General features: G+C 67.5%; 21 protein-coding genes. 15 read left to right on the top strand and 6 right to left on the bottom strand.

The window, feature by feature from the left end; genetic code table 11:
- Positions 1-121 precede the first annotated feature (121 nt).
- From QM732_RS23210 to QM732_RS23175, 8 genes are read left to right on the top strand one after another with little or no spacing between them, the layout of a single operon-like run.
- Positions 122-523: a YciI family protein gene (locus QM732_RS23210; protein ID WP_415658450.1), complete on the top strand. Its 402-nt coding sequence runs from the start codon at positions 122-124 to the stop codon at positions 521-523.
- A gap of 12 nt (positions 524-535) precedes the next feature.
- Positions 536-1,075, top strand: a complete 540-nt coding sequence (locus tag QM732_RS23205) for an SRPBCC family protein (RefSeq protein ID WP_415658449.1) — start codon at positions 536-538, stop codon at positions 1,073-1,075.
- On the top strand, positions 1,072-1,515 hold the full coding sequence (locus QM732_RS23200; protein ID WP_415658448.1) for an SRPBCC family protein: 444 nt from the start codon (positions 1,072-1,074) through the stop codon (positions 1,513-1,515). Before QM732_RS23205 ends, QM732_RS23200 begins: the two co-directional genes overlap by 4 nt.
- An 11-nt stretch (positions 1,516-1,526) precedes the next feature.
- On the top strand, positions 1,527-1,916 hold the full coding sequence (locus tag QM732_RS23195; RefSeq protein WP_415658447.1) for a VOC family protein: 390 nt from the start codon (positions 1,527-1,529) through the stop codon (positions 1,914-1,916).
- 9 nt (positions 1,917-1,925) lie between these two features.
- Positions 1,926-2,339 (top strand): VOC family protein, encoded by a 414-nt coding sequence (locus QM732_RS23190; RefSeq protein WP_415658446.1) that lies wholly within the window; start codon positions 1,926-1,928, stop codon positions 2,337-2,339.
- Positions 2,336-2,821: a VOC family protein gene (locus QM732_RS23185; protein ID WP_415658445.1), complete on the top strand. Its 486-nt coding sequence runs from the start codon at positions 2,336-2,338 to the stop codon at positions 2,819-2,821. The genes QM732_RS23190 and QM732_RS23185 overlap by 4 nt, the downstream gene beginning before the upstream one ends.
- A 4-nt stretch (positions 2,822-2,825) precedes the next feature.
- Complete coding sequence (locus QM732_RS23180) at positions 2,826-4,085, top strand: RNA polymerase sigma factor (RefSeq protein WP_415658444.1); 1,260 nt, start codon at positions 2,826-2,828, stop codon at positions 4,083-4,085.
- Between the two features lie 26 nt (positions 4,086-4,111).
- Entirely contained in the window at positions 4,112-4,498 is a 387-nt protein-coding gene (locus QM732_RS23175; protein ID WP_415658443.1) for a YybH family protein, read from the top strand.
- A gap of 22 nt (positions 4,499-4,520) precedes the next feature.
- Here QM732_RS23175 and QM732_RS23170 read toward each other — a convergent pair whose 3' ends face one another.
- The 3 genes from QM732_RS23170 to QM732_RS23160 all read right to left on the bottom strand — a co-directional run bounded on the left by QM732_RS23170 (position 4,521) and on the right by QM732_RS23160 (position 6,812).
- A complete protein-coding gene (locus QM732_RS23170) occupies positions 4,521-5,192 on the bottom strand; it encodes a hypothetical protein (protein ID WP_415658442.1) in 672 nt (223 codons plus the stop codon).
- A gap of 25 nt (positions 5,193-5,217) precedes the next feature.
- Positions 5,218-5,775 (bottom strand): DUF2242 domain-containing protein, encoded by a 558-nt coding sequence (locus QM732_RS23165; protein ID WP_415658441.1) that lies wholly within the window; start codon positions 5,773-5,775, stop codon positions 5,218-5,220.
- 425 nt (positions 5,776-6,200) lie between these two features.
- Positions 6,201-6,812, bottom strand: coding sequence for an OmpA family protein (locus QM732_RS23160; RefSeq protein ID WP_415658440.1), 612 nt, complete (start codon positions 6,810-6,812; stop codon positions 6,201-6,203).
- Positions 6,813-7,252: 440 nt separating this feature from the next.
- Between QM732_RS23160 and QM732_RS23155 the strand changes: the two genes are divergently transcribed.
- Complete coding sequence (locus tag QM732_RS23155; protein WP_415658439.1) at positions 7,253-7,696, top strand: OsmC family protein; 444 nt, start codon at positions 7,253-7,255, stop codon at positions 7,694-7,696.
- 39 nt (positions 7,697-7,735) lie between these two features.
- Here QM732_RS23155 and QM732_RS23150 read toward each other — a convergent pair whose 3' ends face one another.
- Positions 7,736-9,007: a Glu/Leu/Phe/Val family dehydrogenase gene (locus QM732_RS23150; protein WP_415658438.1), complete on the bottom strand. Its 1,272-nt coding sequence runs from the start codon at positions 9,005-9,007 to the stop codon at positions 7,736-7,738.
- 183 nt (positions 9,008-9,190) lie between these two features.
- Here QM732_RS23150 and QM732_RS23145 point away from each other — a divergent pair, with 183 nt between their 5' ends.
- On the top strand, positions 9,191-11,182 hold the full coding sequence (locus tag QM732_RS23145; protein WP_415658437.1) for a cation:proton antiporter: 1,992 nt from the start codon (positions 9,191-9,193) through the stop codon (positions 11,180-11,182).
- A gap of 70 nt (positions 11,183-11,252) precedes the next feature.
- Positions 11,253-12,515, top strand: coding sequence for an acyl-CoA dehydrogenase family protein (locus QM732_RS23140; RefSeq protein WP_415658436.1), 1,263 nt, complete (start codon positions 11,253-11,255; stop codon positions 12,513-12,515).
- Here the strand turns inward: QM732_RS23140 and QM732_RS23135 are convergent.
- Positions 12,499-13,374, bottom strand: coding sequence for an alpha/beta hydrolase (locus tag QM732_RS23135; RefSeq protein ID WP_415658435.1), 876 nt, complete (start codon positions 13,372-13,374; stop codon positions 12,499-12,501). The two genes, QM732_RS23140 and QM732_RS23135, sit on opposite strands and share 17 nt — an antisense overlap.
- Positions 13,375-13,403: 29 nt before the next feature.
- Here QM732_RS23135 and QM732_RS23130 point away from each other — a divergent pair, with 29 nt between their 5' ends.
- Positions 13,404-13,637 (top strand): DUF2805 domain-containing protein, encoded by a 234-nt coding sequence (locus tag QM732_RS23130; RefSeq protein ID WP_415658434.1) that lies wholly within the window; start codon positions 13,404-13,406, stop codon positions 13,635-13,637.
- A gap of 1 nt (position 13,638) precedes the next feature.
- Entirely contained in the window at positions 13,639-14,874 is a 1,236-nt protein-coding gene (locus tag QM732_RS23125; protein ID WP_415658433.1) for an AGE family epimerase/isomerase, read from the top strand.
- Here QM732_RS23125 and QM732_RS23120 read toward each other — a convergent pair.
- Positions 14,856-16,118 (bottom strand): peptide MFS transporter, encoded by a 1,263-nt coding sequence (locus QM732_RS23120; RefSeq protein WP_415658432.1) that lies wholly within the window; start codon positions 16,116-16,118, stop codon positions 14,856-14,858. The genes QM732_RS23125 and QM732_RS23120 overlap by 19 nt on opposite strands.
- A gap of 253 nt (positions 16,119-16,371) precedes the next feature.
- On the opposite strand from QM732_RS23120, the gene QM732_RS23115 reads away from it, so the two are divergent.
- Together QM732_RS23115 and QM732_RS23110 are read left to right on the top strand one after the other, a co-directional pair.
- Positions 16,372-19,245, top strand: a complete 2,874-nt coding sequence (locus QM732_RS23115; RefSeq protein ID WP_415658431.1) for a TonB-dependent receptor — start codon at positions 16,372-16,374, stop codon at positions 19,243-19,245.
- A gap of 82 nt (positions 19,246-19,327) precedes the next feature.
- Positions 19,328-20,281, top strand: a complete 954-nt coding sequence (locus QM732_RS23110) for a family 43 glycosylhydrolase (RefSeq protein WP_415658430.1) — start codon at positions 19,328-19,330, stop codon at positions 20,279-20,281.
- The last annotated feature ends 53 nt before the right edge of the window (positions 20,282-20,334 follow it).

Raw genomic sequence — 20,334 nt, 5'->3', positions numbered from 1 at the left:
TCCGATACGCCGACTGGGGGAATTTAAGTAGTTTCCCGAGGTTCGTCGAAGTCTTGTCGCATGGATCGTCGTAGGCATGAAGGCAGCCCACGTGCTGCTCTACCCTTCCAGGAGACCTGCCATGCGATTCATGATCCAAGTTCGCGCCAACGCGGTGAGCGAGCGCGGCGACCCGCCCGGTCCCGAGTACGCCAAGCTGTTCGAGGAGATGGGCGCCTTCCATGAGGAGATGGCGCGCGCCGGCGTGCTGCTGGACGGCGCCGGCTTGCGCCCCAGCCGCGACGGCTGGCGCCAGCGCTACGGTACCGACGGACGCATCGCGAGCGTCGACGGCCCCTTCGCCGAGACCAAGGAGCTGATCGCCGGCTATACGCTGATCCAGGTCCGCTCTGTCGAGGAGGCCCGGGCCTGGGCCAGCCGCTTTCCCATGCCGTTCGTGGGCATGGACTGCGAGATCGAGGTCAGGCGCCTGTACGAGGACGCCGACTTCGCCCCCGGCGGCGACATGGCCATACGAGCCTGAAAGGAGCGTGACATGAGCAACCTGTCCATCTTGCTCCTCTGCGCCAGCCTGGCCGTACTGCTGCTGCTGGGCTATGCATCAACCCGGCCCGACGAGTTCCGCGTCGAGCGCCGTGCGCGCATCGCCGCACCGGCCGACCAGGTCTGGCCGCTGATCAGCGAGCTGCGCTCCTTCAACCGCTGGAATCCCTATGAGCGCAAGGACCCGCTGCTGAAGAGCCAGTATGGCGGCGCAGCCAGCGGTGTCGGCTCGCGCTATGCATGGGAGAGCGACAAGGTCGGCAGCGGCAGCCTGGAGATCACGGGCCAGCAGGCCGGCCGCGCGGTGCAGCTGAAGCTGGACTTCGTGAAACCCTTCGAGGCCCACAACCAGGCCGAGTTCGCACTGCGGCCAACGGCCGACGGTGCCACCGAGGTGCGCTGGACGATGAGCGGCCCCGCCAACTTCGCAGCCAAGCTGATGGGTGTCTTCATCGACATGGACAAGATGGTGGGCAGCGACTTCGAGGACGGCCTGCGGAACCTGCGCCAGATCGCGGAGGCCAGGGCATGAAGGACCTGGACTTCAGTATCGAGATTGCCGCGCCCGTCGCCCGCGTCTGGGACTGCATGCTGGACCCGCTCGCCTACCGCGACTGGACGAGTGCCTTCTGCGAGGGCTCCTACTTCGAGGGATCCTGGGCACAGGGCAGCCGCATGCGTTTCCTGGACCCTGAGGGCAATGGCATGGACGCCGTCGTCGAGGAGAACCGCCCGCAGCGGCGCCTGGCGCTGAAGCTGGTGGGGGAGCTCACCGAAGGCCGCCCGGCGCCGGGCAGCACCCTTGCCAGCGACCCCGCGCGCGAGATCTACGAGTTCAGCGTGGCGGCTGACGGTGGCACGCGCCTTGCCATCCATCTGCGCGGCTGGGACGACGCCTTCGCCGACATGATGGCGGGCCTCTGGCCCAAGGCCCTGCAGCGCCTCAAGGCGCTGGCCGAATCCACGCATTGAAGGAGCACGACATGCAGATCAAGGTCACCAGCGTCATGGTCGACGATCAGGAAAAGGCGCTCGCCTTCTACACGTCCAAGCTCGGCTTCAGGAAGATGGCCGACATCCAGATGGGTCCGACCTACCGTTGGCTGACGGTGGTGTCGCCCGATGGCATCGAAGGTGTCGAGCTGTCGCTGGACCCCTTGCACTTCGAGCCGGCCAAGGCCTACCAGAAGGCCTTGTACGAGGCCGGCATGCCCATCAACGCCTTCGTCACGAGCGATGTTGCCGCCGAGGCGCAAAAGCTGCGCGACCGCGGCGTCGTCGTCCGCGGCGAGCCAGTGGACATGGGACCGATCAAGGCCGTCATGTTCGAAGATGGCTGCGGCAACCTGCTCCACCTCGTGCAACCCCTCTGAGGCAACGCCATGCACAAGCAGATCTACGTCAACCTGCCCGTCAAGGACCTGGCCGCCAGCAAGGCCTTCTTCGAGGCCGTGGGCTACACCTTCAACCCGCACTTCACCAACGACAAGGGTGCCGGCATGGAGCTGGGAGAGAACCTCTATGCGATGTTGCTGGCCGAGGATTTCGCCCGTACCTTCACGCCCAAGGCCTTTCCGGACGCCAAGACCGCGACTACCGGCTGGGTGTGCCTGAGCTGCGAGAGCCGTGAGGAGGTCGATGCCCTTGTCGCCAGGGCCCGGGCCGCCGGCGGCAATATTCCGGGCGAGGCGCAGGACCATGGCTTCATGTACGGCCATGGCTTCGAAGACCCGGATGGCCACCACTGGGAACTTGTCCACATGACCGGCATGCCGCCGCAGGAGTCAGCCCCATGAAGATCCAGCAGAAGATCACGCCCTTCATCTGGTACGAGAAGGGGGCCGAGGATGCGGTGGAGCACTATCTGAAGGTGTTCGGCAGCGGCCAGGTCAAGCACACGCAGCGCTGGGGCGAGAACTCGCCCGGCCAAGCCGGCACGGTGATGGTGGTGCAGTTCGAGCTGCTCGGCCAGCAGATGACGGCCTTCAATGGTGGTCCGCATTTCAAGCTGACCGAGGCTTTCTCGCTGATGGTGGCCTGCGAGGACCAGGCCGAGATCGATCACCTCTGGGCGCAGCTCCAGGCCAACGGTGGCAGGCCCAAGTCCTGCGGCTGGGTCGAGGACGCCTGGGGCCTGTCCTGGCAGATCATCCCGGCGGCCTGGTTCGACATGATCCGCGACCCGGATTCGGCCCGTGTGCAGCGCGTTTTCCAGGCCATCTGGGCCATGGAGAGAATCGACCTGGCCGCCTTGCAGCGCGCCTACGACGGCGCTTGAATCCGTGAGCCATGCGGACATCGCCGCCGGCGTCTGGCGCATCGAGCGTAGCCGCCTGGTCGGTGCGGCGGCCAAGCTGCTGCGCGACCTCGATGAGGCCGAGGATTGTGCCCAGGACGCCCTCATGGCCGCTCTCGATGCCTGGCCGCGCGACGGCCAGCCCGCCAATCCCGCCGCCTGGCTGATGACCGCCACCCGCAACAAGGCTCTGGACCGGCTGCGCCGTCGCGCCATGCTGGAGCGCGAACACGCGCACCTGGCGGCCGACGACGAGGCCGCCGGTGCGCATGTCGTGCCGGACTTCGTCGACCACCTCGACGCCGCGCGCGACCAGGCCGAGATCGGTGACGAGCTGCTGCGCCTGATCTTCATTGCCTGTCACCCGGTGCTGCCACGTGAGGCCCAGGTCGCGCTGACGCTGCGCCTGCTGGGCGGCCTGGAGACGGCGGAGATCGCGCGCGCATTCCTACAGCCCGAGGCGACGGTGGCCCAGCGCATCGTGCGGGCCAAGAAGGCACTGAACGGTCAGGCCTATGAGCTGCCCGGGCCGACGGAGCGCGAGCAGCGCCTGTCGGCCGTGCTGGCCGTCGTCTACCTGATCTTCAACGAAGGCCATAGCGCCGGCAGCGGCGCCAGCCTGCTGCGCCCGGCCCTGTGCGACGAGGCGCTGCGCCTGGCGCGCCAGCTGCAGCATCTGCTGCCGCAGGATTCCGAGGTGCACGGCCTGGCGTCGCTGCTCGAGATCCAGGCCTCGCGCCTGCCTGCGCGGCTGGATGCCGAAGGCCGTCCGGTGCTGCTGCCCGACCAGGACCGCCGCCGCTGGGATGCGCTGCTGATCCGCCGCGGCCTGGCCGCGCTGGAGCGCGCGCTGTCGCTGGGCGAGCCGGGGCCCTACACGCTGCAGGGATCGATAGCCGCCTGTCATGCGCGCGCGGCACGGGCCGAGGACACCGACTGGCACGCCATCGTGGCCGGCTATGACCGCCTGCTTGCGCTCAATCCCTCGCCCGTCATCGCGCTGAACCGCGCGGTGGCCGTCAGCTTCGCGCATGGCCCGGCCGCGGCGTTGCCGCTGCTGGAGGCGCTGGCCGCCGAGCCGCAGCTCAAGCGCTATCCCTTTCTGGCTGGCGCGCAGGCCGACGTGCTGGAGCGACTGGGCCGCGTCGGCGAGGCGCGGGAGGCGTATCTGCGCGCGGCTGAGCTCACCGACAACGAGGTGCAGCGCACCCTGCTGCTGGAGCGCGCGAAGCGTCTGGCGAGCTGAACACCCACCTTCTGCAGGAGACTGACATGGCATCCGAGGAACAAGCCGTCCGCGATACGCATGAAGCTTGGATGGTGGCCGTCAACGCTGGCGACCTGGCGCGGCTGATGACGATGATGGCGGATGACGTCGTGCTGCTGAACCCGGGCGGGCCGCCGCTGGGCAAGGCCGGCTTCCCCGACAAGTTCTCGCCCGCGCACGAGCGATTCCTGTTGCGCTGTTCCAGCGAACCGCTGGAGATCACGGTTATGGGCGAGCTCGCCTACACGGTGTGCCGCGACACGCTGCACCTCGAGCCGCGGGCTGGCGGTGACGCCATCGACCTGGCCGGTCACCGCCTGACCGTCTACCGCCGTCAGCCCGATGGTCGCTGGCTGCTGGCGCGCGACGCCCACACCCTGACATCCGTGTAGGGCCTGCCTTGCAGGCTGCTGGTCAGTGGCGCGGCAACAGCGCCTTGGCGGCCTCGATGCGCAGCGCCAACGGGGCCGCCTCATCGTTCAGCACGCGCTGCAGGAAGCTGCGCGGGTCCACGTCGTCCGCGGCCTGACTCGGCGTTGGCAGCTCGCCAGCGATGTCGCCGGTTGCTGCGTCCTGCATCGCCGCGTCGAAGGCAACCTGTTTGATCGGCTGCAGCCTGGCCAGCAGGTCCGCCTGGCCATCTGCGCTGGGCTGGATGTCAAGCCAGGGGGCGTCGGCGAACACCGGCGCGAGGTCGGGGGCGACGAAGGCCGACCAGTTCTCCGTGCCCGCCTGCTGCGCGGGCACGGGCTGCGCCTGCCACGCGGTCCCGGTCGATGGCGAGGCCTGCAGCCGGCTCGGCGCGATGCCTGCCAGATAGCGAGACCGCAGCATCACCAGGAAGGCCGCCGCCCGGGAGACGTTCACCGGCGCCTGCAGCGAGAACCACAGCTGCATCCCGTCCGTACCCGATACAGCGATGCCGGGCGCCGGCAGCTGCAGGTCCAGCTGCACGCCGCGCCATACCTGCGACAGGGCCTCCCAGTCGGCCGGCCGGGCCAGTTCAAGCACCATCGCACGCGTCCGGCCAGGGTCGGGCGACGCCATCAGGTACAGGCGCTGCTGCTCGGACTGGAGTCGATTCATCGCGAAGGACGAGGACCAGCCGGCTTCAGCGCTCGGCTGTGTTCTCACGCAGCATGCGCTGCATCAGCGTGAAGAAGCGATCGTAGAACTCGCCGGCGGGAATGGTCTCGGACGCGACCTTGACGAGGGAGTCCTGCGTCGACGACAACGGCACCGAGATCGAACCCAGCGCGCTGACACCCAAGCTCGCGGCCTGCGGGTTCTTCTTGAGCGCGTACTGGTCCTGCTGTGCGCTGACGTAGGCGGTCGCGATCTGCTGCTTGGGGCCGTCGCCGACGCAGACGATGTTGAACGAGATCTCCACGTGCACCTCGCCCTCGGGCTGGAAGTGCTTGTTGCCGCGCACCAAGCCGCCGTCGGCTTTGCTGATGACGTACCCCTGGCTCAGCAGCGCGCGGCGCGCGGCCTCACAGGTGGCGTCGACATCGGCATCGAACAGGCGCGAAAAGGTCTCTTCGGCGGTGAAGCTCTCGCCCTGGTAGACGGCCTTCCTGGGCCTTTCCGGCAGGGAAGGCAGGGCGCCGCAGCCGGCCAGCAGCAGGCCGAGCAGCGAGGTCAGGATCAGGAAAAGAGGGCGACGCATGCAGGGATTATTCCGCCGTCGGCGTCCCGGCCGGCGCCGGTGTGAAGAGAAACCTGCGCGCAAAGTAGCGTGACACAGGGTTTCAAACGCCGACGCCTATGAAGGCGAAGCCGACTTCCCAGTCATATGGGGCTGCAAGGCGTCGAGCCTTTGCGGGCCGGGTACTGCGCCTGTCGGGCCGCTGGCGTGTCCGCCGCCGCTGCACAAGCTACGTCCCCGTCAGTGGCAACCAACGCAACTCAGCGTCCCATGCACGCCATCTCCATCCAGATACTGCCTTCGTTGACGGCCGCCAGACGCACTTGGCAAGGCGAACGCGGGCACGCCTTGGGTCATTGAGCCGCGCGGGGCCCTGCAAGAGGTCGCCCTGCTCAAGACCCAGCCGCCCCCATGGCCCTCGGCGGAGCTTGGGGCCTCCCTGCGGCTCAGCGCATCACGATCAGCTGAACCCGCCGGTTGGTGCTGCGGCCTTCGCGGGTGCTGTTGTCGGCCAGCGGGGCAGATTTGCCGTAGCTGATGGTCGCCATGCGCGCCAGCGGCAGGCCGGCGCGGGACAGGTGCAGGCGTACGGCCTCGGCCCGCTTGAGGCCCAGTTGCTGGTTGAGCGCGTCACTGCCGGTGGAATCGGTGTGGCCCTGGATCTCGACGAACACCGGCTGGTTGTCGGCCTTGAGCTTGGCGACGAGTTGATCGAGTTCCCGGCCGGCCTGCTCGGTGAGTTCGGCGCGGCCCGAGGTGAACTTGATCTTGTCATCGCTCAGCAGGGTGCTCATCAGCAGGCCGGGCGGCGCGGGCAGATTGTTGGCGGCCTGGGCCCGCGCCGCAGCCTCCTGCTGCAGGGCCTGGATGCGCGCCTCGCTGCCCTGCAGTCGGCCATCCAGGGCCTTGAGGCCGTCGTCATGCGCCTGCACGCGGGTGCCGAGGCCGTCCACGCTGGTCTGCACCGGGGCGACGGTTTCTCTGACGAAATCCTTGGTGGCGCAAGCACTCAGCAACACGGCGCTGCTGACGACGATCAGGGGCGAAAGTTTCGACATCGGGGGACTCGTGGAGGAAGAAAGAGGCGCGACTTTAGGCAGTCCTCCAGGGCAAACGTACCGAGCTGTGAGCAATCCTTGCGCCGTTAACCAGGCCGAACAAAGCCTTACCGTTGCGCCCCAAGACGCGACGCGTCCGGGAGGTGCCGTTCATCACCGCCAAGATGTTCTTCGGAGGGTGAGCCGCGGGAATCGGCGGCTTCCGCTTCGCAAGACGGATCGAAAGGCCGGTCAAAGCCTGCAACCGGCTGATCATGGCGCCGAGACATGGCGCCAAGGCGGCACCAGTGGCGCCGTAGTTGCGCTCACTTGAGCGATGGCCGCGTGGTTCGGCCGACACCTCGCCATCACCCGCCTTCGAGGTCGGGCGAGGATGTCCGATACATTGGCCGCCGCTGCGACACTTTGCTATCAACTACCTCGCGATTCGAGAGGCCTGAATGGACACCCCCAGCGTCACCCTGATCCAGCGTCAGGGCTACCAGTTCGAACACCACTACGCACCGGACCTGCCGGTGCTGCTGTCGGACGAACCGCCGCCGGCCGGTACCGGCCTCGGCCCCGATCCGGTCGAGCTTCTGGCCTCGGCAGTCGGCAACTGCCTCAGCGCCTCGCTGTGGTTCGCCAGCCAGAAGTACAAGGACGACCCGTCGCCGCTGCGCACCGAGGTCAAGGCGACGGTGGGCCGCAACGAGCGCGGACGCAACCGCGTGCAGGGCCTGGCCGTGGACCTGCACCTGGGCCGGCCGGCCGGCGAGCTGGCCCATATCCAGCGCGTGCTGGACAGTTTCGAGGACTACTGCACCGTGACGCAGAGCGTGGCGCCCGCCATCCCCGTCACGCTGCGCGTGCTGGACAGCACGGGCGCCGTGCTCAAGGGCTGAGGCCCGGCCAAACCTGCACCGGGTCGCGTCGCGCCTGCCTCAGGGATACAGGCCGCGTTCCTCGCGCGCCTGCAGGACCCGCGTGCAGGCCACCGTGAAGGCGGCCGTGCGCAGCGGGATCTTGTGCTGCTCACCGGTTTCCCAGATGTGCTTGAAGGCGCCGATCATGATCTTGTCCAGCCGCACGTTGATCTCGTCCTCGGTCCAGAAGAAGGACGAGAAGTCCTGCACCCACTCGAAGTAGGACACGGTCACGCCGCCAGCGTTGGCGATGACGTCGGGCACCACGGTGATGCCGCGGTCGGCCAGCACAGCCTCGCCGTCCGGTGTGGTCGGGCCGTTGGCGCCCTCCAGCACCACGCGGGTCTGGATGCGCTGGGCACGCTCGGCGGTGATCTGGCCTTCCAGCGCGGCCGGGATCAGCACGTCGCTCTTGACGTCCCAGAAATCCTCGCTGGCGATCATGTCGCCGCCCTTGAAGCCGGCCACGCCGCGGGTCGCGGCCACGTGGTCCAGCAGGCTCTGCATGTCGAAGCCATTGGCGTTGACGATGGTGCCGGTGTGGTCCTGCACGGCGACGACCTTGGCGCCATTGGCGGCGAACAGCTTGGCGGCGATGGAGCCGACGTTGCCGAAGCCTTGGACGGCGATGCGGGCGCCGTCCATTTCCACGTTCAGGCGGCGCATGGCCTCACGGCCAACGACGAAGACGCCGCGGCCGGTGGCGGCCACACGGCCCAGCGAGCCGCCCAGTGGGATGGGCTTGCCCGTGACGACGCCGGTCGCCGTGGCGCCGGTGTTCATCGAATAGGTATCCATCATCCAGGCCATGATCTGGCCGTTGGTATTGACGTCGGGCGCCGGGATGTCCTGGTTGGGGCCGATGATGATGCCGATCTCGCTGGTGTAGCGGCGCGTCACCTTCTCCAGCTCCTTCATGGACAGCTGCGCGGGGTCGAGGCGGATGCCGCCCTTGGCGCCTCCATAGGGCAAGTTGACGGCGGCGTTCTTCACCGTCATCCAGGCCGACAGGGCCATCACTTCTTCCAGCGTCACGTCGGGGTGGTAGCGCACGCCTCCCTTGCCGGGGCCGCGCGTCAGGCTGTGCTGAACGCGAAACCCCTCGTAATGGGCGATGGTGCCGTTGTCCAGCTCGATCGGGATGTCGACGATGAGGGCGCGCTTGGGGCGGCGCAGCGTCTCGACCCAGCGACGCAGATGGCCCAGATAGGGTTCCACGGCATCGATCTGGGACAGATAGGTTCCCCACGGGCTGTTGCGCGTGGGCGAAACGAACGACAGGTTGGGCATGAAATGCTCCGTAACTTTTAGTGGGGCGAACGGTATCGCGAAGCTTCCCTGCGCTGCCAGGACTTGTCTAGCCAAGTGCTCATGCCGTCATGCACGCAACGCATGGCGTCGGTTTCCAGTGGCGGATTTCACGCCCGCCCGGGTGTGGCGGGGAAGCCCCAGGCGCCCGAATACCATCGCCCGGTGACCTCCCTCGACCTCGCCCTGCTCTACCTCGTCGCTGCCGTGCTGGGCGTCGTCGTCTGCCGCTCGCTGAAGCTGCCGCCCATGCTGGGCTACCTGGCCGTGGGCGTGCTGATCGGGCCGAACGCGTTGGCCTTCGCCCACGATTCGGCCAGCATCCAGTACTTGGCCGAGTTCGGCGTGGTCTTCCTGATGTTCGCCATCGGGCTGGAGTTCAACCTGCCCAAGCTGCGGGCGCTACGCACGGCGGTCTTCGGCCTCGGCATGAGCCAGGTGCTGCTGACCATTGCCGGCGCCCTGGCGGGCAACGCGCTGCTGACCACCGGCTTCGCGCTGCTGGGCCGGGCCTGGGAGCTGCCCTGGGAGGGTGCGCTGGTGCTCGGCGCGGCCATGGCCATGAGCTCCACGGCCATCGTCGTCAAGCTGATGGCCGAGCGGCTGGAGCTGGAGAACCCGCACGGCCGGCTGGTGATGGGCGTGCTGCTGTTCCAGGATCTGGCCGTCGTGCCGCTGCTGGTGCTGATCCCAGCCCTGAACAGCAGCGGCGGCCAGATGGCCGAGGCCCTGGCCTGGGCGGGGCTGAAGGCGGTGGTGCTGCTCACGCTGCTGCTGTACGGCGGCCAGCGGTTGATGCGCTGGTGGCTGACACTGGTGGCGCGGCGCAAGAGTGACGAACTATTCATGCTCAACCTGCTGCTGGTCACGCTGGGCCTGGCCTGGATGACGGAACATGCCGGCCTGAGCCTGGCGCTGGGCGCCTTCGTCGCTGGCATGCTGATCGCCGAGACCGAGTACAAGCACCAGGTGGAGACCGACATCCGGCCCTTCCATGACGTGCTGCTGGGGCTGTTCTTCATCACCATCGGGATGAAGCTGGACTGGCACCCGCTGGTGGAGAGCTGGTGGCTGGTCATCATGCTGACGGCCCTGCCCGTCTTCGCCAAGTTCGCCCTCATCGCCGGCCTGGCGCGGCTGTTCAAGTCGCCGCCGGGCGTGGCGTTGCGCACGGGCCTGTACCTGGCCCAGGCCGGCGAGTTCGGCTTCGTGCTGCTGACGCTGGGCGCCCAGCAGGGACTGGTGGCGCCGCAGTGGGTGAGCCCGGTGCTGGCGAGCATGGTGCTGTCCATGCTGCTCACGCCCATCCTCATCATGAACAGCAACCGCATCGTCATGAAGCTGTCCAGCAGCGACTGGCTGATGCAGTCCGTGCAGCTGACCACCATCGCCAGGAAAAGCATCAAGACGGAGGCCCACGTCATCATCTGCGGCTACGGCCGCTCGGGACAGAACCTTGCGCGGCTGCTGGAGGGGGAGCACATCCCCTACATGGCGCTGGACCTGGATCCCGACCGGGTGCGCCAGGCCGCGGCGGCCGGGCAGAGTGTCGTCTTTGGCGACGCAGCCAAGGTGCAGAGCCTGATGGCCGCGGGCCTGGCGCGCGCCAGTGCCGTCGTCGTCAGCTACCACGACACGCCGTCGGCGCTGCGCATCCTGCACCTGGTGCAGACGCACGCGCCGCGCGTACCGGTGGTCGTGCGCACCATCGACGACAGCGATCTGGAGGAGCTCAAGGCCGCCGGCGCCACCGAGGTGGTGCCCGAGGCCATCGAGGGCTCGCTGATGCTGGCCTCGCACGCGCTGGCGCTCGTGGGTGTGCCGATGCGGCGCGTCATCCGCATCACACGCGACGCCCGCGACCGGCGCTACGGTCTGCTACGCGGCTATTTCCACGGAGCAGACGACGACACCGCGGACGAGATCGACCAGGCCCGCCTGGCCTCCGTCACGCTGCCCACCGCCAGCGCCCATGCTGGCCGCGCGCTGGACGATCTGGCGCTGCAGGCCATGGGTGTCGCCGTGGTGTCATTGCGCCGCGCCAACGGCAAGGCCGTCCTTGTCGACGGACATGCGACCCTGGCTGGGGGCGACACGCTCGTAATCAGCGGGATGCCAGCAGCCCTCGCGCTCGCCGAGGCCAAGCTGCTCGGCTGATGCCGCCTGCGCGACAAGCGCGCGCGCCGCGCTGCGCCACACTGGCGCCATCCGCCAGAGGAGCCGCGCCATGAATTTCGATTACAGCCCCAAGGTCGCGCAGATGCGCGAACGCCTGCTCGCGTTTTTCGACGAGCACATCTATCCCAACGAGCGCCGCTACCTCGAGGAAGTCGAAGCCAACCGCCGTGCCGGCAACCCCTGGCAGGCCACCCGGGTCATCGAGGAGCTCAAGCCCAAGGCCAGGGCCGCCGGGCTGTGGAACCTGTTCCTGCCTCAGTCCAGCCGTGCGCCCGAGGGCCTGTCCAACCTCGAGTACGCGCCGCTGTGCGAGATCATGGGCCGCGTGTTCTGGGCGCCCGAAGTCTTCAACTGCTCGGCGCCAGACACCGGCAACATGGAGACGCTGGAGCGTTACGCCACCGAAGCGCTGAAGGATCGCTGGCTGGAACCCTTGCTGCGCGGCGAGATCCGCTCGGCCTTCCTGATGACGGAGCCGGCCGTGGCTTCGTCGGACGCGACCAACATCGAGTGCCGCATCGAGCGCGACGGCGACGACTACGTCATCAACGGCCGCAAGTGGTGGAGCAGCGGCGCCGGCGACCCGCGCTGCGCCGTCTACATCGTCATGGGCAAGACCAATCCCGAGGCCGGCAAGCACGAGCAGCAGTCCATGATCGTCGTGCCGGCCGCTGCGCCCGGCATCACCGTCGTGCGCCCGTTGTCCGTGTTCGGCTACGACGACGCGCCTCACGGCCACATGGAGGTGGAGCTGAAGAACGTGCGCGTGCCGGCCGCCAACATCTTGCTGGGCGAGGGCCGCGGCTTCGAGATCGCGCAGGGCCGCCTGGGCCCGGGCCGCATCCACCACTGCATGCGCAGCATCGGCGCGGCCGAGCGCGCGCTGGAGCTGATGTGCGAGCGTGCCATCGCGCGCACGGCCTTCGGCAAGACACTGGCCCAGCAGACCGTCACGCAGGAGCGCATTGCCGAGGCGCGCTGCTTGATCGAGCAGGCCCGCCTGCTGACGCTGAAGGCCGCCTACATGATGGACACGGTGGGCAACAAGGTCGCCAAGGCCGAGATCGCGATGATCAAGATCGTCGCGCCCAACATGGCCCTGCAGGTCATCGACTGGGCCATCCAGGTGTTCGGCGGCGCGGGCGTCTCGCAGGACACGCCGCTGGCCACCATGTGGGCACATCAGCGTACGCTGCGACTGGCCGACGGCCCGGACGAGGTGCACCGCAACTCGCTCGCCAAGCTGGAGCTGGCCCGGCACATGAAGCTGCCGACTGACAGGATCAGCATGCCGATCACGCGCGGAGCCTGAGCATGCCGGGACGGCAGGCCAGCAGGCCTGCCACGCGTGCCAGCACTTCGGGCGCCCAGCTCATGCCCAGGTGGCTGGCCTGCACCTCGATGTCGCGCGCCAGCGGCCAGCGGCGTGCATGAGTGCAGGCTTCCCATGAGACGACGCCGTCGCGGCGGCTGTAGAGCGAGATCGTCGGCACCGGCGGCGGCTCGGCCAGGCGTGCGCGCAGGGCTGCCTCATCGGGCGGGCGGCGGCCGTTGAGCAGGCGGAACAGCCAGCCGACGTTCGTGTCGTCCGCGCTGCCGTTGAACGGCGTGCCCAGGGTGATGACGTGGTGCACGCGGTCGTGCCAGCGCTTGGCCAGCTCGCGGGCATAGAAGCCGCCCAGGCTCCAGCCGACGAGGCTGAGCTCGCGTGCCGGCGCGACGCGGGGATGCAGCGTCTCGGCCAGTTGATCCAGCCAGGCATCGACGTCGCCGCGCGGCCCGGTATTCCTGCCCTGTCCCCAGTCAAGCGCCCGATAGCCCGCGCGCTCCAGGTGGCGGCGTAGCGGCCACAGCGTCAGGCCGTCGGTGCCCAGGCCCGGGAACAGCAGCACCGTGTGACCGTGTCCGGTGGCTTGCGGCGGGGCGCGCCAGTGCCCGAGGGCCTGGACGGCCTCCAGCGTGGCCCGCAGCGGCTCCGAGGCCAGCAGCGAAAGAGCCGGCCGTCGGCGTGGCGCGGCGACGACGCCGGCGGCACCAGCGTGGGGAAGCAGTGGCAGCGAGCTTGAAGTCATGGCGGCGGGCGGCAGTGCCGGTGGTCGATCCGTGACCCGATGCTCGCGCGTGGCGAAACCGCTGCATGCCAGCGCGGCGGCTGTGACGGTGTAGGACAAGGCGGTTGGCGCGAATGACAATGCGCCGCATGGCCAAGCCCGCACCCCGACTCAGCCCCCAGCAAACCCAGAGCGTCATCGCCACAGCCTTCGAGGATGTGCCGCCCTACAACAAGGTGCTGCTGATGCATGGCATCGGCCATGGCGAGCTGGTGGCCCTGCTCAAGCGCGAGCTGACGCCGGCGGCCTACAAGCTCTGGGCCGGGCGCGCCAAGACGAGCAAGGGGCCGACCAAGAAGGCCACCTGGCCGCATGGGCGCTGACGTGAGGCTCGCACGCCGCCCAGTCCTGGCGCTGCTGGCAGGCCTTGCGGCCTGCACCGATCCAGATGCGCGCATCCGCAATCGCATCGATACCGGCTGGCACCGCGACGATCTCGATGCCCTGATGCTGCGCTGGCAAAGCCATTCGCCGCGGCCGGACGGCAGCTTCCAGCTGTACTTCGACCGCTCCTGGAAGCCCAGGCCACAGCCCGAGACGGGCCTGACTGGCCATGCGCGGCTGGTCTACGCCTTCGCGGCTGCCCACGAGTTCATGCCGGACGCGGGTTATCTCGCGATCGCCCGGCGTGGTGTCGATTTCATGCTGGAGCGCTTCCGCGACCCGACGCATGGCGGCTTCTTCCACACGCTGGGGGCCGACGGTCGGCCTGGTTCCATGATCAAGCGTGCCTACGGCCATGCGTTCGCGCTGTTGGCCCTGGCCGAGGTCTACCGCGTGGGTGGCGGCGTGCGTTATCGCGAGGCGGCGATGCAGCTCTGCCGTGAGATCGAGCCAGGTTTCACCGACCCGGTCGGAGGCCTCTACAACGAATGTGAGCGCGACTTCAAGCCCATGTCCGGCGGGCGCACGCAGAACCCCGTCATGCACATGTTCGAGGCCCTGCTGGCCCTGCGGGGCGCCACCGGCGACATGCTGGCCGAGACCATCGCACGGCGCCTGGGCGACTTCGTCGCCTACAAGCTGCTGCAGGGCCAGGCCGACGGCGGTGCCCTCATTCCCGAGTGGTACGACGAGGCCTGGCACCCGCTACCCACCCAGGCAGCGGGTGGCTACGTCGACCTGGGACACCAGTTCGAATGGAGCCACCTGCTGACCATGGGTGCGGCCGTGTCGCCCGTCTATGCGCAGGTGGCCGAGCGCGTCCTGGCCTATGCGCTGGCGGTAGGCTATGACGAGATCGACGGCGGTTGCGGCCAGCGCGCCTTTACCGACGGCAGCAAGGCAGACCTGCGCAAGGGATGGTGGCAGCAGGCCGAATGCCTGCACGCCCTGCTCGTCGCCGGTCAGGCCACCGGCCGCAACGACGTGTGGCGACGCTACGAGCAGACCCAGGGCCTCATCAAGAAGCAGCTCGTCGACATCGAGCAGGGCGGCTGGCGTGCCGCCGAGGCCCTGCCCTGCAAGAGTGGCGGCTGCAAGGATGAGCAGCCTGACCCATATCACATGGTGCGCCTGCACCAGGCGGCGATAAAGGTCGCTCAGGGCATGCCGGCATAGCGCCGCAGCGCGCCGGACAGGGCGATCAGCAGCAGTCCGCCTGCCAGGCAGACGGCGGTCAGCACGGCATAGAGCGACAGCCCCGTCGGCAGCAGCCAGCCGTAGAGCTGGCCGGCCAGGAAACCCGCCGCAGCCTTGGCCAGCATCCAGGCGCCCATCAGCGTGGCGGCCCAGCCGGCGGGTGCGTAGCGCGACACCACCGCCAGACCGATGGGGATGACCAGCAGCTCGGCGGCGGTCTGCACGCCGATGACGCCCACCATCATCCACGCCGGGATGACTTCGCCCTGCGCGGCGCGCCCCTGCAGCATGTGCAGCAGTACGAAGCTCGCGCCCAGCACCAGCATGCCCAGGCCCTGCACGCGGAACTCCGGCCAGTCCAGCCGCGACAGCAGCCGTGCCGACAGCGGCGCCAGCAGGATCACGAGGACGGGGTTCACGGCCAGGAACTGTGCGGCCGTCAGCTCGAAGCCCAGGAACTGTGGCGAGACGTGGTCGCGCACGAACAGCGTCATGGCGCCAGCGGCTTGCTCGTAGCCCAGGTAGAAGCAGATGGCCACCAGTGACATCATCAGGATGACCTGGATGCGGCGTCGCGCCCGCGCATCGGTCCAGGCGGCGCGCGCCGGTCCGGGGGCTGGCGCGGCGACGGCTGGCAACCAGCGCCAGCCGGCCATGAAGACGACCATGCCGATGGCCATGCCCACTGCCGCCGCCATGAAGCCATAACCCCAGCCGTAATGCTGGGCAAGGTATCCGCCGATCAGCGCCGACAGCGCCGCACCGATATTGATACCCATATAGAAGACCGTATACCCGCCCTGGCGCCGCGCGTCGTCCGGCGTGTAGAGCGCGCCGACCATGGCCGTCGTCGTGGGTTTGAACAACCCGGTGCCCACCGCCAGCAAGCCCAGCGCGAGGCCGACCGGCTGATCCAGGCCGAGCGCCACATGGCCCGCCATCATCAGCAGCATGCCCAGCACGACAGCCCGGCGCTGGCCCAGGAAGCGGTCGGCCAGCCAGCCGCCGACGATGGCGCAGAAGAATGCCGAGCCGGTATACATGCCATATACCGAAAGCGCATCGGAGCGCGAATATTGCAGGGCCTCCACCAAATACAGAACCAGCAGCGAACGCACGCCGTAGAAACTGAATCTCTCCCACATTTCAGAGCCCGCGAGAACGAACAGGCCGGCGGGCTGGCGGGGTTTTGAGGTGGGCAGGGACATCGCCTCGGCGGACATGGTTTCAGGTTCTTGGAGTGGGTTTTCGATAATACGGGCGTGGCGCCGGCGGGCTTCCGAAGCCCGCGTGCGGACCTTAGGGGATACCCGCGGTAACGATGCGAAAAGCAGCATCGGGAAGTCCAAAAATGTGATTAGTCGCGAATCGGTTGGCCCCCTAGCATGAGTTTCAGACCCCAGCCCCACGGCCCGAGTAGAGGTCTTGAACGGCTGCTGAGGTTGGCCGCTCCCCATAACGATTCCCGGAGACAAGATGAAGAACCCAGCCCTGGTGCTGCTGCGCGCAGGCACCCACACCCAGCGCTTCGCCCTGAGCCTGACCGCCGCTGCCGCGCTGGCCGCCCTGTCCGCCACTGCGGTGGCCCAGGAAGCCGCCAAGGCCGATACGCAGCTGGAGACGGTGACCGTCACCGGCGTGCGGGCATCGCTGACCAAGAGCCTCGCGAACAAGCGCACCAACGACCAGGTCGTGGAATCGGTCGTGGCCGAAGACATCGGCAAGCTGCCTGACAACAACGTCGTCGAAGCGCTGCAGCGCGTGACGGGCATCCAGGTCACCAACCGCGCCGGTGGAGAAGTCGGCACCCTGTCCATCCGCGGCCTGCCCGACATCGCCACCACCTGGAATGGCCGCAACATCTTCACCGCATCCGGCACGCAGGTGGCGCTGCAGGACATCCCGTCGACGCTGGTCCGCCAGATCGACGTCTACAAGACCCGCGACGCCAGCCAGCTGGAGAACGGCATTGCGGGCCAGATCGACGTCAAGTCGCTGCGTCCATTCGACTTCAAGGGCGCCAAGTTCTCGCTTCTGGCGCGCGAGACCTATCTCGACCCCGCCGAGAAGTGGAACCCGCAGCTGAGTGCGATGGCCAGCAACCGCTGGAAAACCGGCGCTGGAGAATTCGGGGCCCTGGTCAACCTGTCGGCGCTCAAGACGGAGTACCGCAATGAGAGCGTGACGCCGGGCGCCATGGTGCCGTTCACCAGCCCCAACGCCGCCGAAGTTCCGGCAGGCTACACCCCGCTGCAGCGCATCTTCGACAACGCCATCTGGACGCCGGGCACCTACACCGGCCTGCCGCAGAAGGCGGGCTCGACGCTGAATTTCAACGGCAAGGCCTATCCCTACTACCTGTCGCGCGACGCCATCTTCCAAAGCGACGTGCAGGGACAGCGCGAGCGTCCGGCCGCCAATGTCGCGCTGCAATGGCAGCCCAACGAGGATGCCGTCTACACGTTCGAGGCGATGTACAACGGTTATCGCGACAAGGTGTTCAACAAGCTGCTGTTCAGCTTCGTTGACTGGTGGGGCAGCCTCGGCAGCAACCCCGCCGGAACGATCACCACGTTCCCCGGAACGAACGTCATCAAGACGCGGACCGTGAATGACGTCTATGGCTTCAACAGCGGTGACTACACCACGTCGGCCACGGATTCCTATATCTATGCCCTGAACGGCAAGTGGAATATCGGCGACCGCCTGCGGCTGGACGGCGACGTCTCGTACCAGACCAGCAAATTCCACTCGGAGTTCACCGCCACCCGGATCGAACGCGTTGCGCCGTCGATCACCGTCGATTTCAACTCGGGCGGCGGCAACATGGCCTTCGGCTTCAACAACAACGCCGATCTGGTGGACCCTGCCAAGTGGAACGTGGCGCAGTTCTATGACAACGCCAACCGCAACGAGGGCAGTGCGGCAACCGCCAACCTGTCGGGCGTCTACGACGCCGACTGGGGGCCGCTGAAGACGCTGCACTTCGGGTTGCGTTTCGACAGCCGCAAGGCGTCTGAGGCCAACCGGACGCAATCGGCCTTCCTGGGCCGCAGCCTGGCCTCGCTGGGCGCGAACTACTACCACGTCAACTCGAATTTCGGCACGGATATCTCGGAAGTCCCGCGCGCCTGGATGGAGCCGAACGCCTATTACATTCGCGACAATATTGATGCGTGGCGCAAACTGTATAACTCCGTCGATGCGAATTTCCTGACGACCGACAAGCTGGCCCTGCAGAAAACCTTCCAGGTCAAGGAAGACACTGCCAACTTCTTCCTGATGGCGGATACCGAGCATGAATTGTTCGGCCGCCCCTTGCGCGGCAATTTCGGCGTGCGCTACGTGCAGGTCGACACCAGCATGACGGCCTACAGCGTCGATGCCACCACCAAGGTGGTGACGCCGACGAACGGCGAGAAGACGGCCAAGAAGTTCCTGCCCAGCCTGACGCTGCGCTACGAGCCGGTCAAGGACGTTCTGGTGCGCTTCAACTATGGTGAAACGTTGCGCCGGCCGGGCTTTGGCGATCTCAACCCGGTCCTGCAGCTCAGCGATGACGTCTCGCGGGTCGGCTACGGCGGCGGCAGCGGCGGCAACCCCGGCCTGGAGCCGACGCGCTCCAAGAACCTCGACCTGACGGGTGAGTGGTACTTCCAGAAGGACAGCGCGCTGTACGGCACGCTGTTCCAGCGCAAGATCGACGGCCTGGTCGTGCCGCTGCGTCGCCGGGTTCACGTCGATCCGGCCAACGACCCGTTCCGCAACTCGACCTCCGGTGGCGACCACACCAACGGCTATGACTACGTCATCAGCTCGCCGGTCAATGCGTCCAACGGCAAGATCAGTGGCATCGAACTCGGCGCGATCTATTTCCCGAAGGGCCTGCCGGGCCTGCTGGACGGCCTGGGTGTGCAGGGCAGCGTGACGCGGCTGACCTCGTCGCAGAACGTGCCGACCGCCAACAATGCCGGCGAGATCGTCTCCCAGCTCGAGGCGCCGTTCTTCGGCGTGTCTAAGCTGTCGTGGAACGCCACCCTGGCCTATGAGAAGGGCCCCATCGGTGCACGCCTGTCCTATGTCCGTCGCGCCGCCTTCCTGGCCGCGAACGAAGCCGCGCTGTTCGCCAATCCGATCGGCATCTGGCGCCGGCCGGAGAAGAGCGTGGACTTCCAGCTGACCTACAACATCAACGACCGCATGGCGTTCGATATCAGTGGCGTCAACCTGACCAACGAGATGCAGCAGCAGTACTACCACTTTGGCGATGCCGGCAACCCGGATACGACCAACTTCGGAACGGTCCAGACCGGACGTTCGCTGTCGGTCGGCTTCCGCTGGAAGCTGTGACCTGAGGGACTGACATCTTTTCTCGTTTGGGGCGTTGCGCGGGCTTTCCCGGGCAACGCCCGTTTTTCATGCCGAAGTACCCATGTCCGACCTGCTTGAGCCGTTGATCCGCCAGCGTGCCGACCCCCACATCTCCCGCCACGCTGACGGCTTCTACTACTTCATCGCGTCGGTGCCGGCGTACGACCGCATCGAGATCCGTCGTGCGGCGAGCATCCAGGGGCTGGTCGACGCGCCGGCCTACGTCGCCTGGCGCAAGCCGGACACCGGCCCGTATTCCGAGCTGATCTGGGCGCCCGAGCTGCACTTCAACGAGGGCGCCTGGTACGTCTACTTCGCCGCCGCCCATACCCGTGCGCTGGACGCCCTGGGCATGTTCCAGCACCGCATGTACGCCATCAGGAATGTCGCGGCCGACCCGTTCACGGGCGAGTGGGAGTTCCTCGGCCAGGTCGACACCGGCATTGACAGCTTCTGTCTGGACGCCACCACCTTCAGCCACCTCGGCCGGCTCTACTACCTGTGGGCGCAGAAGGATCCGACCATCCCGGGCAACTCCAACCTCTACATCGCACCGATGAAGACGCCCTGGCAGCTGGCCGGCGCACCGGTGCGCTTGAGCCGTCCGGAGTACGACTGGGAGTGCCGCGGCTTCCTCGTCAACGAGGGGCCGTCGGTGCTGATCCGCAACGGCCGCGTCTTCATCAGCTACTCGGCCAGCGCGACGGACGAGAACTACGCCATGGGCTTGCTCTGGGCCGATGAAGGCGCCGACCTGCTGGACCCGACGAGCTGGCGCAAGTCCGCCCAGCCGGTGATGCGCAGCTGCGCCGCGGACAGCGTCTTCGGCCCCGGCCACAACAGTTTCACCGTGACCGACAAACCGGACGAGGTGCTGCTGGTCTATCACGCCCGCACCTACACCGAGATCGTCGGCGACCCTCTTTGGAATCCCGACCGCCACACCTTCGTGAAGCCGCTGCGCTGGAGCGCCGACGGCATGCCGCTCTTCGGCAGGCCCTCCCGGCAGGATTGATACGGATTTCGATATCAATACGCCGAGGAAATTGATTGGATTGCGTATCCCCC

Origin of the sequence: Roseateles sp., from assembly GCF_047654805.1 — a bacterium.
Classification (GTDB): Bacteria; Pseudomonadota; Gammaproteobacteria; order Burkholderiales; family Burkholderiaceae_C; genus Pelomonas.
Note: the sequence above shows the minus strand (reverse complement) of the source record. Positions and strands in the feature narration are given on the sequence as shown.